Annotated in this window: 11 protein-coding genes; 6 read left to right on the top strand and 5 right to left on the bottom strand. The window is 64.2% G+C overall.

Going from position 1 to position 14358, the window contains the following annotated elements; translation table 11 throughout:
* Window positions 1-6: 6 nt before the first annotated feature.
* Window positions 7-1647, bottom strand: coding sequence for an NAD(P)/FAD-dependent oxidoreductase (locus tag GGD66_RS15180; RefSeq protein WP_183258245.1), 1641 nt, complete (start codon window positions 1645-1647; stop codon window positions 7-9).
* Between the two features lie 197 nt (window positions 1648-1844).
* Between GGD66_RS15180 and GGD66_RS15175 the strand changes: the two genes are divergently transcribed.
* Entirely contained in the window at window positions 1845-2873 is a 1029-nt protein-coding gene (locus tag GGD66_RS15175) for a helix-turn-helix domain-containing protein (protein ID WP_246788895.1), read from the top strand.
* 82 nt (window positions 2874-2955) lie between these two features.
* Here the strand turns inward: GGD66_RS15175 and GGD66_RS15170 are convergent, their stop codons facing one another.
* The 3 genes from GGD66_RS15170 to GGD66_RS15160 all read right to left on the bottom strand — a co-directional run bounded on the left by GGD66_RS15170 (window position 2956) and on the right by GGD66_RS15160 (window position 8264).
* Complete coding sequence (locus tag GGD66_RS15170; RefSeq protein ID WP_183236737.1) at window positions 2956-4572, bottom strand: phosphoenolpyruvate carboxykinase; 1617 nt, start codon at window positions 4570-4572, stop codon at window positions 2956-2958.
* Window positions 4573-4858: 286 nt separating this feature from the next.
* A complete protein-coding gene (locus GGD66_RS15165; protein ID WP_183258244.1) occupies window positions 4859-7453 on the bottom strand; it encodes a CHAT domain-containing tetratricopeptide repeat protein in 2595 nt (864 codons plus the stop codon).
* Window positions 7454-7529: 76 nt separating this feature from the next.
* Window positions 7530-8264, bottom strand: coding sequence for a HugZ family protein (locus GGD66_RS15160; protein ID WP_183258243.1), 735 nt, complete (start codon window positions 8262-8264; stop codon window positions 7530-7532).
* Window positions 8265-8505: 241 nt separating this feature from the next.
* Here GGD66_RS15160 and GGD66_RS15155 point away from each other — a divergent pair, with 241 nt between their 5' ends.
* The 5 genes from GGD66_RS15155 to GGD66_RS15135 all read left to right on the top strand — a co-directional run bounded on the left by GGD66_RS15155 (window position 8506) and on the right by GGD66_RS15135 (window position 12520).
* The gene (locus tag GGD66_RS15155; RefSeq protein WP_008542552.1) at window positions 8506-9207 is read left to right on the top strand and encodes a response regulator transcription factor; all 702 of its coding nucleotides are present in this window, start codon (window positions 8506-8508) and stop codon (window positions 9205-9207) included.
* Between the two features lie 116 nt (window positions 9208-9323).
* Window positions 9324-11120: a sensor histidine kinase gene (locus GGD66_RS15150; RefSeq protein ID WP_183258242.1), complete on the top strand. Its 1797-nt coding sequence runs from the start codon at window positions 9324-9326 to the stop codon at window positions 11118-11120.
* Between the two features lie 26 nt (window positions 11121-11146).
* Window positions 11147-11671, top strand: coding sequence for an HPr kinase/phosphorylase (locus tag GGD66_RS15145; protein WP_183258370.1), 525 nt, complete (start codon window positions 11147-11149; stop codon window positions 11669-11671).
* Window positions 11672-11804: 133 nt separating this feature from the next.
* Window positions 11805-12206: a PTS sugar transporter subunit IIA gene (locus GGD66_RS15140; protein ID WP_007597752.1), complete on the top strand. Its 402-nt coding sequence runs from the start codon at window positions 11805-11807 to the stop codon at window positions 12204-12206.
* Window positions 12203-12520, top strand: a complete 318-nt coding sequence (locus tag GGD66_RS15135) for an HPr family phosphocarrier protein (RefSeq protein ID WP_018316388.1) — start codon at window positions 12203-12205, stop codon at window positions 12518-12520. The genes GGD66_RS15140 and GGD66_RS15135 overlap by 4 nt, the downstream gene beginning before the upstream one ends.
* A 127-nt stretch (window positions 12521-12647) precedes the next feature.
* Here the strand turns inward: GGD66_RS15135 and GGD66_RS15130 are convergent, their stop codons facing one another.
* Complete coding sequence (locus tag GGD66_RS15130) at window positions 12648-14273, bottom strand: glycosyltransferase family 39 protein (protein WP_183258241.1); 1626 nt, start codon at window positions 14271-14273, stop codon at window positions 12648-12650.
* Window positions 14274-14358 lie beyond the last annotated feature (85 nt).

Here is a 14358-nt window from a genome sequence, read left to right as displayed (position 1 = left end):
GAGCACTCAGTTCATGGTGAAGCCCAGGTAGCCGCTGGCGGCGACCTCGTTGCATTTCTGCCGGTAGGCGCCGACGCCGCCGCAGTAGGACAGAACGCGGCGCGGTTTGCCTTCGACGTTCGAGCCCAGGTACCAGGAATTGGTCTTCGCGATCAGCGTCGCATTGGCGATCTCATCGTGATGCGCCACCCATCCGTCTTCGGCATCCCTGGTCGGCTCAACCACCTTCAGGTTCTTCGTGCGCACGAACCTGATGCAATCGTCGATCCATTCGACCTGCTGCTGAAGGCAAGTGGTCATGTTGCAGAGCGCAGCCGACGGAGCCAGCGGCACCGCGGTCGTGAACAGGTTCGGGTAGCCGTGAACCTGCAGGCCCATCGTGGTGCGGATATCCTTGCTCCAATCCTCCTTCAGCGACCGGCCACTGCGGCCCCTGATATCGATGCGCGTCAACGCGCCGGTTCCGGCGTCGAATCCAGTCGCTAGAACGATGACGTCGAGCTCGTGGATCGTCCCGTCCGCAGTCTGGATACCCATGGGTGTCACGCGTTCGATCGGATTGGCCTTGACGCTGACGATCTCGACATTGGGGCGGTGGAAGGCCTCGAGGAAATTCTGCTCCAGCGGCACCCGGTGCGTCCCGAAACCGTAGTCGGCCGGAATCAAGGCTTCGCACAGCTTTGGATCCTTCAGTCGCTCGCGCATCTTCTCGCGCACGAAGTCGGAGATCTCGGCGTTGACCTCGGGGTCGAAGAACAGTTCGGCGAAGGACGAGATCCACAGCTTCAGGGAGCCGTCGTTCCAGCAATCCTCGATCACCTCCCTGCGCCGTTCTGGCGAAAGGCCGGCCCAGGCGTGCTCGAAATCGTATTCGAACCCGGTGAAGGTATGCGGCAGGCGCTCCGTGAGGTGCTGGAATTTTGACTTGTAAGCCTGCGCATCTGCCGCGCTGTACTTGGGATTCTTCATCGGAATCATGTATTGCGGCGTGCGAATAAAGACCTTCAGATGACCGACCTCGCCAGCGATGGTCTGGATGACCTGAATGCCGGTTGCGCCGTTGCCGATGACGCCGACGCGCTTGCCGGCAAAATCGATCGGCTCCCTGGGCCAGCGCGCCGTGTGGAACAACTGCCCTTTGAACGTCTCCTGTCCCGGGAACGATACGTGCGGGGCGGAGAGCATGCCGCAACAGGTGATCAGAAATTGGGTGTCGATCACGTCACCCCTGTCGGTCGTGACCAGCCAGCGCTGTGTGGCCTCATTGAAATGGGCGCTTTTGACGATCGTCCCGAACTGGATGTCCTTGCGCAGATCGAGGCGGTCGGCGATGTAGTTGAGCCAGCGTTCGATTTCCGGCTGGCCGGGGAATTTCTCGCTCCAGCTCCATCCCTTGTAGAGCTCCTCGGAGAACAGATACTGGTAGATGTGGCTTTCTGAATCGAAGCGGGCGCCGGGATAGCGATTCCAATACCAGGTGCCGCCCACGCCTGCGCCCGCGTCAATTGCCCTGACCTTTAATCCCTGTTCGCGCAAACGGTAGAGCTGATAGAGCCCGGCGACGCCGGCTCCAACAACCACCGCGTCGAATTTCGCCGTGACATGCGCGCCATTGCTTCCATTGGGTTTGGTCGCCGTTTCCGCCATTTTTCCCTCCTAGGTGTTTCCAGAGTGCGCGCGCGGCCTTCCCCACCCGTCGTGCGCTCGGATGGTGGTGCATCGCGTCATTTGTCGGTCCCGCGAGTGCCTGCGGCTTTCACCGTTCTTCCGCACTTGATCGGGACGAGAGCGAGGCTACGAGGCGGGCTGCGTTCCCGGCTTGAACAAAACCGACAATCCTTTGAATGAAGCCCGAGGCCGGCGCCGACCTCGCCCGAGCTCGCTTGGCAAATGGCAAATCCGGCCTATGCTGCTGCCTTGCCGATCGGCCAATGAGAACAACAAGCAGTCGACCATGCCAAAACTCCAGGGAGGAGGCTCGCGCGATGGGGCAGTTCATCACGGTCGAGGAGCTGCCACGCTATGCTCCCGGCGAAATGATGCTGGACAGTTCGGCGGTCGGAAAAGCCGATTTTCGGCTGCGCGTGTTCCGCTATGCGCCCTCCGACATCTGGGTGCCGCCATCCGATAACTTTCTGATCGTGATCTATCGCGAAGGCACCACGGCGATGAAGCGCCGCGTGACCGGATCCTGGAAGCAGGATCGGGTCGGCCGCGGCGTCACCACACTGCTGACGCGGGCCGAAGCCTCGAACTGGCGATGGTCCCATGACATCGAAGTCAGTCATCTCTACATCTCGCCCAGGCTCATGGCGAAGACCGCGAGCGAGGCTTTTGACCGGGATACCGAAAGCGTCGAGCTTCATGATCTGCTCAGGATCGAGGATCCAGTCCTGACCTGGATTGCTGACCAGATGGTGCAGGAGGTTTCCGCAGGAGGTCCGGGCGGCCGGCTCTGCTACGATGCCATGGCACTTCAGGCGAGCATTCACATCCTGCGAAAATACGCCTCAGTGCAGTTCAAGATGCCCTGTGCGCAAGGGCCCTTCAGGCCGGCGCATGCGCGAATGATCGAGGATTATATCGAGCAGAACATTTCCCGGAACATCACGCTCGACGAACTGGCCAACATCTGCAACTGCACGCCGGTGCAGTTCGCCCGCAAATTCCAGGCACATTATGGCATGCGGCCGCACAGCTATGTCCTCACCCGCAAGGTGGAGCGCGCCTGCGAACATCTGCGCAAGGACCGCCTGGCGTTGAAGGAGATCGCCCTGTTGAGCGGATTCTCCGACCAGAGCCATCTCAACCGGATCTTTCGCCGGCACATGAGTATGACTCCCGCAGAATATCGCAAGCAATGCACGGGCTAGGCAGCCTGACGATGCTCAGGCCGTAAAAAGAAAGGGCGGCTGATGAAGCCGCCCTTTCTCGTCAATCACATCTTGCGAGAACTTACTCCGCAGCGAGCTTCACGTCCGGCGCGGCGGCGCGCACTTCGGCGTCCACCTGGGCTTCGAACTTAGCAAAGTTCTTCTGGAACATGCCGACCAGCGCGCGAGCGGTCTTGTCGAACTCGTCCTTGTCCTTCCAGGTGTTGACCGGGTTGAGGATCTCGGCCGGCACGCCGGGCAGCGCGGTCGGGACCGCGAAGCCGAAATATTTGTCAGTGCGGAATTCGACGTTGCGAAGCGAGCCGTCGAGCGCGGCGGTGAGCAGCGCGCGCGTCACCTTGATCGGCATGCGCGAGCCGACACCGTATTTGCCGCCGGTCCAGCCCGTGTTGACCAGCCAGCAATCGACATTGTGCTGGGCGATGAGGTCGCGCAGCATGTTGCCGTAGACGGACGGGTCGAGCGGCAGGAAGGGCGAGCCGAAGCAGGTCGAGAATTCCGGCTGCGGCTCGTTGCCGAGACCGCGCTCGGTGCCCGCGACCTTCGCGGTATAGCCGGACAGGAAGTGATACATCGCCTGCGCCGGCGAGAGCTTGGCGATCGGCGGCAGCACGCCGAAGGCGTCGGCGGCGAGCATCACCACGTTCTTCGGCTGCGGCGCGCGGCCGGTGCGCGAGGCGTTCGGGATGAAGTCGAGCGGATAGGCCGAGCGCGTGTTCTCGGTCTTGGAGCCGTCGTCGAAATCCACCACGCGGGTATCTTCGTCGAGCACGCAGTTCTCGAGCACCGCGCCGAAGCGGGTCGAGGCCGCGAAGATCTCGGGCTCGGCTTCCTGCGACAGCTTGATGCACTTGGCGTAGCAGCCGCCTTCGAAGTTGAAGACGCCGTTCGGGCCCCAGCCGTGCTCGTCATCGCCGATCAGCGTGCGGTTCGGATCGGCCGACAGCGTGGTCTTGCCGGTGCCGGACAGGCCGAAGAAGATCGCCGCGTCGCCCTTGGCGCCGACATTGGCCGAGCAATGCATCGGCATCACGCCGCGCTCGGGCAGATAATAGTTCAGCGTGGTGAAAACCGACTTCTTCATCTCGCCGGCATAATAAGACCCGCCGATCAGGACGATCTTGCGGGCGAAATCGATCGCGACGACGTTCTCCGACTTGCAGCCGTGCCGTTTGGGATCGGCGCGGAAGCTCGGCATGTCGATGATGGTGAGCTCCGGCACGAAGGTCGGCAGCTCGACCGCCTCGGGGCGGATCAGCAGGGTGCGGATGAACAGCGAGTGCCAGGCGAGCTCGGTGAAGACGCGCGTCTTGATCCGGTAGGCCGGGTCGGCGCCGCCATAGAGGTCCTGCGCGAACAGCTTCTTGCCTTCGGCGTGCTTGAGGAAGTCCTGATAGAGCGTCTCGAACTGCTCTGCGGTGATCGACTGGTTGCCGGCCCACCACATCTTCTTGTCGGTGGTGGCGTCACGCACCGTGAACTTGTCCTTCGGGCTGCGCCCGGTGAACTCGCCGGTGTCGGCGCAGAGTGCACCGTCAGCGGACAGCACCGCCTCGCCCGCAGTGAGCGAGTATTGATAGAGTTGCGGCGCACCGAGGTTCCAGTGAACCTGCTTGAGATTCTTTAAACCGAACTTGTCGGCGCCAAAGGCACCGTTGCGCACGCCCGTCTCTTGCACGAAAAAATCCTCCTAGAACCCGCGACATTCAGCGCGACCAGAACTTCAGCACCATCGCGGTCACCGTGATTTATAGGCCAACCAGCCTCGGCTGGGCGACCTAATAATGATGAACGCTGGCGTTGCCAAGCTGATCCCGCAGGATTTGGTTTATTCAAGGACCGCGCCAAACGTCGCGCATGTCAGCTCTGAGCAGCTGCATCAAAAAATCACGAATGATCGCGCAACCAAATGCGGAATTCGGCGTTGATCAAGGTTTTTGCGACGCACAATTCCGGCTGCCGGCTTATCGTACCTCGCCTTCGCCGATGAGCGCGAACGGTCCCCACATCGCCGGGTAGGCGTTGCGCGGTGACGAGGTGTCGTCGACAAACGTTAACATCGCGCGGCGCAAGGCTTCGGCGCGACCGATTTTTGGTTCGTTCTTGAGCAGCTCGAATGTCGATGTGGTGAGGCGGGTGGCGGCTTCCGAATCCACGGCCCAATGCGAGACCAGCAGCGCGCGGGCACCGGCATAGAAGAAAGAGCGCGCCAATCCCGACAGCGCCTCGGCGCCGGGCTTGTCGCCGGCGATGGTGTTGCAGGCGGACAGCACCACCCAATCGGCGTTGAGCTTGAGCTGGGCCACCTCGCTCGCGGTCAGAAGGCCGTCGTCGAGCTCAGACGGCTGATCGGGAATGGACAATGCAAGCGAGGGCTCGCCCAGTCCCTTGACGTCGCCGGCAACGAGGCCGTGGGTGGCAAAGTAGATGATGCCGTATTGAGCAAGCACTGCACGCTTCAGCGTCGTTTCGCTGGCATCGCGTCCGAGATGGATGTCGGCATCAGTGGCGCCGACGTCTCTCGCCACCGCGTTGAGCTCATCGGCGGTATCGGGCAGTTGCGGCAGCGCCTGCGCGAGCCGCGCGCGGTCGACCCCGGCGCCGCGCCAGAAATCGGTATAGGCAATCGTCGCAATGCTGCGCGCAGCAACCTTGCCGCCTGCGGCGCGACGGTCGGCGGGTCCTTCCAGCGCGGGATTGAAAACGGGATCGCCGAAGCCGGTCATCGGCTTCGCGCCCTGATCCCTGCGCGCGAAGGCACGCAACGATTTCAGGCTGATCACCGACGGCAGCACCGAGACGGCCTGACGCCGCAGCAGCCAGGCGGCGTCGCGATAACCTTCGAGCCTGTCCGGAATCGCAGCCTGCGGCTTCTCCGTCACCAGCAGATGAAACGGCAATGCGGTCAGCGCTGCCGATGGCACGACCAGGAGGTTGCGCTTGTCCTTCGTCAGCGCCTCGACCGGGCCGAGCAGCGCGACATAGAGCTCGTTCGCGAGCGCAAGATCGAACAGCCCAGATTTGCCGGGGGCATCGCGCGCCTTGCCGACATCCAGTCCCCTGCGGAACGCCGAGACCTTCCGCGCCATCGCGTCCGCGCCGAGCGAGATCTCCTTCCAGTCGGCACCATCGCGCGTGATCGCGATGACATAGCTTCGCTTGTCGACGACGGAATAGATCACCATCGCCTCATCGGCCGACAGCAGCGGCTGGATGTCCTTCACCGCCAGCGGCAGCGGGTTCGAGAGCGAGGCGTAGTCGGGAAACTCGAGCGTGAGCGTCTTCTGCAGGCCCGCACGCTCGCTTGCGATCGCAGCGATCCGCGCGCGGCTGCGTTGCTCGGCTGCGACGTCGCGCTGCGCCGATTGCTTCGACACCGCCGTGATGATCGCCTTGTCGAGCGCCTCGGCCTCGGCCGCGAGATCCTGATCCCGGCGCACCAGCTCGGCGAGCCGGTCGCTGCCGGCGGCCAATCGCACCGCGAGCTTGTTCACGGCAGAGGCGGCGGAAGATTGCGTGCCGCGCTGAATCGCGCCGAGGGCGTCATCCAGCGCCTTGTCGCTCGCCAGCAGAGTTTGCTGGCGCGCAGCGAACAGAACCGGCAGCACGGTGCGCAGCTGCGCGCGGTTGGCGGCAAGCGTCTTCTGCGCAAACGGCAAGGCGTCGGCGGTACGGCCCGACACCTGAAGGAAATAAGCGAGATTGCTGGTCGAGGTCATGACATCGGGATGATCCACCCCGAGTGCACGCTCACGGATGGCAAGCGCGCGGCGATAGAGCGGCTCGGCCTCGGAATAGCGCTGCTGATGCTCGTAGAGCCCGGCGAGATTGTTGAGCGAGCGCGCCACGTCGGGATGATCCGGCCCCAGCACCTTTTCGCGGATCGCGAGCGAGCGCTTGATCGGCGCTTCGGCGTCGGCATCGCGGTTGAGGTCGCGATCGACCTGGCCGAGATTGTTCAGGACCGTGGCAACCGCGGGATGCTCGGGCCCGGCGGCCTTCTGATAGATCGCGAGGGCACGCTGAAACAGCGGTTCGGCGTCGGCAAAATGCTCCTGCTTCACGTAAAGCGTGGCGAGATTGTTGAGGGCCTGGCCGACATCGGGATGCTCGCGCGACAGCGCCTTTTCGCGAACGGCCAGCGCACGCTTGAACAGCGGTTCGGCTTCGGTGAAGCGGCTCTGCCGCTGATAGAGCGCCGCAAGATTGTTCAGGAGCGGCGCGATCTCGACGCTGCCCTGACCGGTCCCTTTCTCCATCAGCGCGATGGCGCGTTTGTAAAGCGGCTCGGCCTGATCGTCGTGGCCCTGGTCGGCGTAAATCTGCCCGAGATTGTTGAGCGCCGCGGCGAGGTCGCGGTTGTTGCTGGTCTTCTCGAGCGAGGCCACCATGGCCTGCCCCAGCGGCAGCGCCTCCGCATATTTGCCGGCGCTTCGGAGCGCATTGATGCGCCCGCTCTGTGCCGACAGATCGCTCTTCTGGGCAAGGCCGGGCGTGGCAAGCGACGTGGCGATCGCGAGCGCCAGACCCGCAGCCAATGCCAAACGACGACGCGTCATGAACCCTCGCTGCGAGCCTTAAGACCTGATCGTCTTGGGTCGCAGCGATGGGGTGCGGCGTTCAAATTGTTGCGTTCTAGTCCATCTTCATGCGTGCTTCGCCAGCGAGGCGGACCAGCATCTTGCGCAGCGATGTGCCGTCGGTCACCCGCTCCGGGAAGTCGAGTCGCAGCGTGTTCTGGCCGTCCTGCATGTCGAGGCCTTCCGGATCGTAGCCGGTGCAGCGCCAGTCCCCCGCGGCAGCGCCAAGGAGTTTGGTCGCATAGAGGCCCATGGCGTCGCGATGATCGGCATTCATGTGTTCGACAGCCCCCGCCTCCGCCGCCAGCAGATCCTCGGCGCCGGTGAGGTCTGTGAGGAACTGGGCGGGCTTGAGATCGACGATCCGGCCGAAGCCGGCGACCAGATGGGTTCCCGTGGGGCGGAGCCGGAAGAAAGAGAAATCCTTAAAGGAAACAAAGCCTTCCGCCGACGGATGGGCACTAAGATACCGTCGCTGGAGCAAATCCTTCTCGGCATCGGCCTGCTCCGCCCGGCCGGACAGCATGATCCGGGCGCCTTCCAGCGGATCGCCTGCCGCCCGCTCGTCCAGCATCAGGGAGACCCTGCTGTCGGCGAGAAGGTTCCTTGTATGCACGGCGAGGCCCGAGATCAGCAGGATGGGCGAGCCGTCGGGATGGCTGGCCAGATTGACCAGGGAACAATAGGGGTCGCCGCTGCCGGCCATGAGAGTTGCCAGCGCCCCCTGCCGCGATCGCCGCAGCAGGGATTTGGCGAGCTTTGCGGGGTCGAAATCAGGGGTCGGTTGCATCGGCTTTCTCGGCTCAGGTGGTTGCAAGGGGGGCCTTTTTTCGGGTAAACGGGGGCCCGGTTATGGGTCGACATGCGGCGGATCTGCCGTGTTTCGGGGAACTTGGTCACACTTCAGCCCAGCTTGCATTGCTCGGTGACAAGGTTCGAACGCCGACATCGGCACCCATGTATGCGGCGCATCAGTGGATTGCTCGCCGTTTCAAGCCACGACCCAAACGGAAAGCAGAAAGCAGAGGCTCATGCCCACAATCGCTTTGGTCGACGACGACCGCAACATTCTCACATCCGTCTCGATCGCGCTGGAAGCCGAAGGCTACCGCATCATGACCTACACCGACGGCGCTTCCGCGCTTGACGGTTTCCGCACCACCCAGCCCGATCTTGCGATCCTCGACATCAAGATGCCGCGCATGGACGGCATGGAGACGCTGCGCCGGCTCAGGCAGAAGTCCGACCTGCCGGTGATCTTCCTGACCTCCAAGGACGAGGAGATCGACGAGCTGTTCGGCCTCAAGATGGGCGCCGACGATTTCATCCGCAAACCGTTTTCGCAGCGCCTGCTGGTCGAGCGCGTCAAGGCGGTGCTGCGCCGCTCGGCGCCGAAGGATCCGACCGTCGCGCCGAAGGAGAACGACGCCAAGGCGCTCGACCGCGGCCTTTTGCGCATGGATCCGGAACGGCATACCTGCACCTGGAAGAACGAGCCGGTGACCCTGACCGTCACCGAATTCCTGATCCTGCAGGCGCTCGCGACCCGGCCCGGCGTGGTGAAGAGCCGCAACGCGCTGATGGACGCCGCCTATGACGACCAGGTCTATGTCGACGACCGCACCATCGACAGCCACATCAAGCGGCTGCGCAAGAAGTTCAAGGTGGTCGACAACGAGTTCGAGATGATCGAGACGCTCTACGGCGTCGGCTACCGCTTCAAGGAAGCCTGAGGGGCGAGGCGCCTTTACGAACGACGACGAGCATCGCCGGTTCTGATTCCATCGGGACCGGGATCGCTCTAAGGTGTGGGGACCTTCTCAACGCCGTCCTAACACGGGCGTAAGCATTGCTAGACCGAACGCAGCCTGATCCCAACCAGAGCGCCGGCGACGTCGCATCCGACGGCGTTCAGGGGCAGTTTGTCGAAGACAAGCCGCAGGGCTTCCGACCGCTGAACTGGCTCAAGCGCGCCGGGCAATTCTTCTTCGCGCTGTCCTTCTCCAGCCTGACCCGCCGCATCGTCTCGCTCAACCTCGCCGGCCTCGTCGCGCTGGTGGCGAGCATCCTGTATCTGTCGCAATTTCGCGCCGGACTGATCGACGCGCGGGCGCAGAGCCTGCTGGTGCAGGCCGAGATCATCGCCGGCGCGATCGCGGCCTCCGCCACGGTGCAGACCAACGCCATCACCATCGATCCCGACCGGCTGCTCGACCTCAAGCCGGGCGAGACCTATGGCGGCTCGGACGAGTATTCGCCGCTGGACTTCCCGATCAACCCGGAGCGCGTGGCGCCGGTGCTGCGCACGCTGATCTCGCCGACCAAGACGCGCGCCCGCATCTACGATCCGAACGGCAGCCTGCTGCTCGACAGCCGCAACCTCGAAAACGTGCTGCGCCTCGACCTGCCGCCGCCGGCGGAGAAGCCCGGCTTCGTCGAGCGCGGCATGGTCGCGGTGCGCACCTGGCTCAACCGCGGCGACCTGCCGCTTTATCGCGAGCTCGGCCCCGAGAACGGCAACGGCTATGCCGAGGTGGGCGATGCGCTCCAGGGCCAGAAGCGCTCGATGGTGCGGGTCAATGCCCGCGGCGAGGTGATCGTCTCGGTCGCGGTCCCCGTGCTGCGCTCGCGCGCGATCCACGGCGCGCTGATGCTGTCGACGCAAGGCGACGACATCGACCAGATGGTCACTGCCGAACGCCTCGCCATCCTGAAAGTCGGCGGCGTCGCGGCCGCCGTCATGATCATGCTGTCGCTGCTGCTCGCGAGCACGATCGCCGGGCCCGTGCGCCGGCTTGCCGACAGCGCCGAGCGCGTCCGCCGCCGCATCAAGGCCCGCATCGAGATCCCCGATTTCACCCGCCGCCGCGACGAGATCGGCCATCTCTCCGGCGCCCTGCGCGACATGACGAGCGCGCTCTACAGCCGCATCGAGGCGATCGAGATGTTCGCCGCCGACGTCGCCCACGAATTGAAGAACCCGCTGACCTCGCTGCGCTCGGCGGTCGAAACGCTGCCGCTGGCGCGCAACGAGAACAGCCGCGCGCGCCTGCTCGAGGTAATCGAGCACGACGTCAAGCGGCTCGACCGCCTGATCTCCGACATCTCCGACGCCAGCCGCCTCGATGCCGAATTGCAGCGCCAGGATGCGATCCCGGTCGATTTGCGCCGCCTGCTGACGACGCTGGTGTCCGTCGCCAACGAGACCAAGCTCGGCCACGACGTCGCGGTCGAGACGCGCTTCGAGGGCCGCAGCCCGACCGACACCTTCGCCGTGAGCGGTCACGATTCACGGCTCGGGCAAGTGGTCTCCAACCTGCTCTCCAACGCGCAGTCGTTCTCCGAACCCGGCAGCAAGGTGCGCCTCACCTGCCGCCGCGCGCGCGGGGAGATCGAGATCGTGGTCGACGATGACGGCCCCGGCATTCGCGACGACGCGCTGGAACGCATCTTCGAGCGCTTCTACACCGACCGTCCGCATCAGGGTTTTGGCCAGAACTCCGGCCTCGGCCTGTCGATCTCCAAGCAGATCATCGACGCCCATGGCGGGCGCATCTGGGCCGAGAACCGTGCAGGCCCGCCGGATGACGAGGGCGTGCCGACGATCACCGGCGCGCGCTTCGTGGTGAGGCTGCCGGCGCTATGAGCCAAGGCAGCTTGAAAGAAGGCAGCTTGAACGAAGTCGGGCCGAGCGTTCACGCCTCCGCAGTCAAGATCGGACAACGGGCGGTGCTGATCCGCGGTCCCTCGGGCTGCGGCAAGTCGCGCCTTGCCTTTGATTTGATCATGGCCGGACGCTCGGGCGTGGTCGAAAGGGCCGTTCTGGTCGGGGATGACCGTGTCCATCTGGCGACAGTCGGCGATGAAATTGAAGTCCGCCCCGCGCCGGTATTGGCTGGCCTGATCGAGATTCGGGGCCTCGGGATCCGCCGCTTCGACTTCGTGGAGCATGCGACCGTGGGTCTCGTGGTCGATCTGGATGCCGCGGACGCCGAGCGCCTGCCTGCGACGGATTCGCTGAAAACCCTCATTTCCGGTGTCGAAATACCGCGAATCCCGGTTGGCCGCGGATATTCACCCCTCCCACTGGTTGTCGCGGCCTTGACCACTACCAAGAGTTCATCTTCCGTTAACCCCTCAGGCGATTGTTTGAAGGGAAATGGTAACCATATGAACCCCACTATCGCGACCGAATAGACCGGCGCAGCTCCCCTCATCCATCCGTCTAGATTCAGGGAGATACGCAACATCCCCTCTTGCGCAGGGGCTCTGGATGGTCAAAGTGGCGCGTTCGTGCGGTGCACCAAAAGCGCCCGCGAGGAGTTTTCCGATGATTGGTCTAGTACTTGTGACCCACGGGCGCCTTGCCGACGAATTCAAGGCAGCGCTTGAACATGTCATGGGCCCACAAAAGCAAATCGAAGCGATCACGATCGGCGCCGAAGATGATTCTGATCTCTGCCGAAGTGACATCATCGAGGCGGTTAACCGCGTCGATTCCGGCGACGGCGTTGCAATCCTCACCGACATGTTCGGCGGCACGCCGTCGAACCTTGCAATATCCTGCATGAGCCGGCCCAAGGTCGAAGTGCTCGCGGGCATCAACCTGCCCATGCTGGTCAAGCTCGCCAAGGTGCGCGAGGAGCGTCCGCTGCCCGACGCGATCGCGATGGCCCAGGAAGCAGGCCGCAAATACGTCACCATCGCCAGCCGCGTGCTCGCCGGCAAATGAGCGACGAGGCGCCACAAGCGGGGACAGGCGTGCCCGCGGGCGCGATCTCCAAGGACCTCCTGATCATCAACAAGCGCGGCCTGCATGCGCGAGCCTCCGCGAAATTCGTCCAGGCCGTCGAGCGCTTCGATGCGCAGGTCTGGGTGACGCGCGGCGGCGAGACCGTCGGCGGCACCTCGATCATGGGCCTGATGATGCTTGCCGCAGGACCGGGCACGACGATCACCGTGGCCGCCGCCGGCACCGACGCGGAAGCTGCGCTCGCGGCGATCACCGAGCTCGTCGAAAGCAAGTTCAACGAGGAAGGGATCTGAGCCGCGCGCTCGGTTGCCGTAGGGTGGGCAAAGCGAAGCGTGCCCACGACTTTTCTGCGATCAGCGCGAGATGGTGGGCACGGCGCTTCGCGCCTTTGCCCACCCTACGAGACCGAGAACGCCGCAATCACTTCGCCGGCGGCGCGATGTAGACGTTCCAGCTCATCGCCGGGCCGGCCTTGCCGTGGGTGAAGCGGCGCGTGGTCATGACGATGCGCTCGGCGTTCGGCGCGACCTCCGAAACCCACTTCTCGAACTTGGGCAGGCGTTCGTCGGTCGCATCGACTACGCCGATGAAGCCGTATCTCTTGACGTCGTCGAGCGAGGTCAGCCCCGACGCCCACGCCTCGTTCGGCGTGAACGGGCTGGGGTGATCGGGGCTGTAGAACACCATCGGCTGGATCGTTTCCATCGTCCCCGCAACGACCGCCCAGCGCGAGGCGAAGCGCGCGTGCCAGGCCTGGGTCAGCTCGCGTGCGAGCTCCGAGCGCGCGCCATAGGTCGCCGTGTTGCCGGCATTGGCCGTCATCTCGCGCGCGGCGATCCAGGGCGAGGCGGCGAGCGTGGCAACGCTGAGCACGAGCCAGATCGCGGCGATGTTGAACAGGCTCGCGCCCTGCACCCGCAGCGCCGGAATCGCGACCAGCGCGAGCGGCACCAGGAAGAACAGCGAGATGCCCCAATCGGTCTTCAGGTAGACGCCGAAGACCAGCGCGCCGAGCGGCGGGCCGAATGCGACGATGATCTGGATCATCCACACGTTCAGCGCCTGCGAGACATTGACGCCAGGATTGGCGCCGCGCGCCCAGGCGCGCGTGACGATGCGCAGGGGTGCTCGCACGAGCAACGTCATCCACGGCGGCACCAGCGCCATCGCGAGCCCGGCCAGCGCCACCGGCAATGCCAGCAGTCCGAGATTATGCAGCATGTAGCCGGTGACGAGCTGATGCACCTGGCCGCTGTCCGCGAGGCTGTAGGTGTCGCCGGCATAGGTCAGCGGCACGAAATGCGCCTCGGCCAGCCAGACCACGTGCGGGATCATCGCCACGACCATCGTCGCGATCGCGGCCCACGGCGCCGGCGAACCCAAAAATCTCATCCGCTCCGGATGGATCAGCGCGGCAAGCCCGATGGCGCCGATCATGGTCAGCACCCAATATTTGGTCATCAGCGCCAGCGCGCCGGCAAGGCCGAGCAGGACGCCGGACTGCCAGCTCCGCTTCTCGAACGCGTTGAGATAAGCGAGCACCAGCAGCGGCAACGTGACGAGCTGGAGCAGATCCGGGTTGTACTTGAACCCCTTGAAATTGAAGATCGGGTAGAGCGCGACCATCACCACGACCAAGAACGCGCGCCGCGCATCCACCACGCGCAAGGCAACCAGCCAGCAGATCACCATGCCGGCGCTGACCGTCGCCATCGCCAGCGCATAGGTCGCCCAGTCCGCCGCCGGGAACAGCTTGAACCAGAGCCCGGCGACCCAGCCCGACAGCGGCGGGTGCTTGCCATAGCCCCACAGGAATTTCTGGCCCCAGCCATAGGCTTCTGCGACGTCCATGTGAACGTCCTGCGCTGCCTTCAGATTGATCAGGATGAAGGTCCAGAGCACCGCATGCAGGATGGCGAGCTGGATCACCAGCCACAATCTCGCCTCGGGGCGGACCGCGCAGGCAACCAGCCAGGCCCGGAAGCGGGCAAAGCTCGGGCGGGCCTTCGTGCGCACTCCAGGGGTGGGAAGAGACGTGGTCGACATGGGCGCTTGCCTAGCGCGTTTTGGCCCATCGTGGAATCAGCTTGGCGTGAAGAAAGGCCCTGAAATTACAGCAATATGGTTGCCG

Origin of the sequence: Bradyrhizobium sp. CIR48, assembly GCF_014198315.1 — a bacterium.
GTDB lineage: Bacteria > Pseudomonadota > Alphaproteobacteria > Rhizobiales > Xanthobacteraceae > Bradyrhizobium.
The sequence above is the reverse complement of the archived record's forward strand: the minus strand, read 5'-3'. Positions and strand labels throughout refer to the sequence as shown.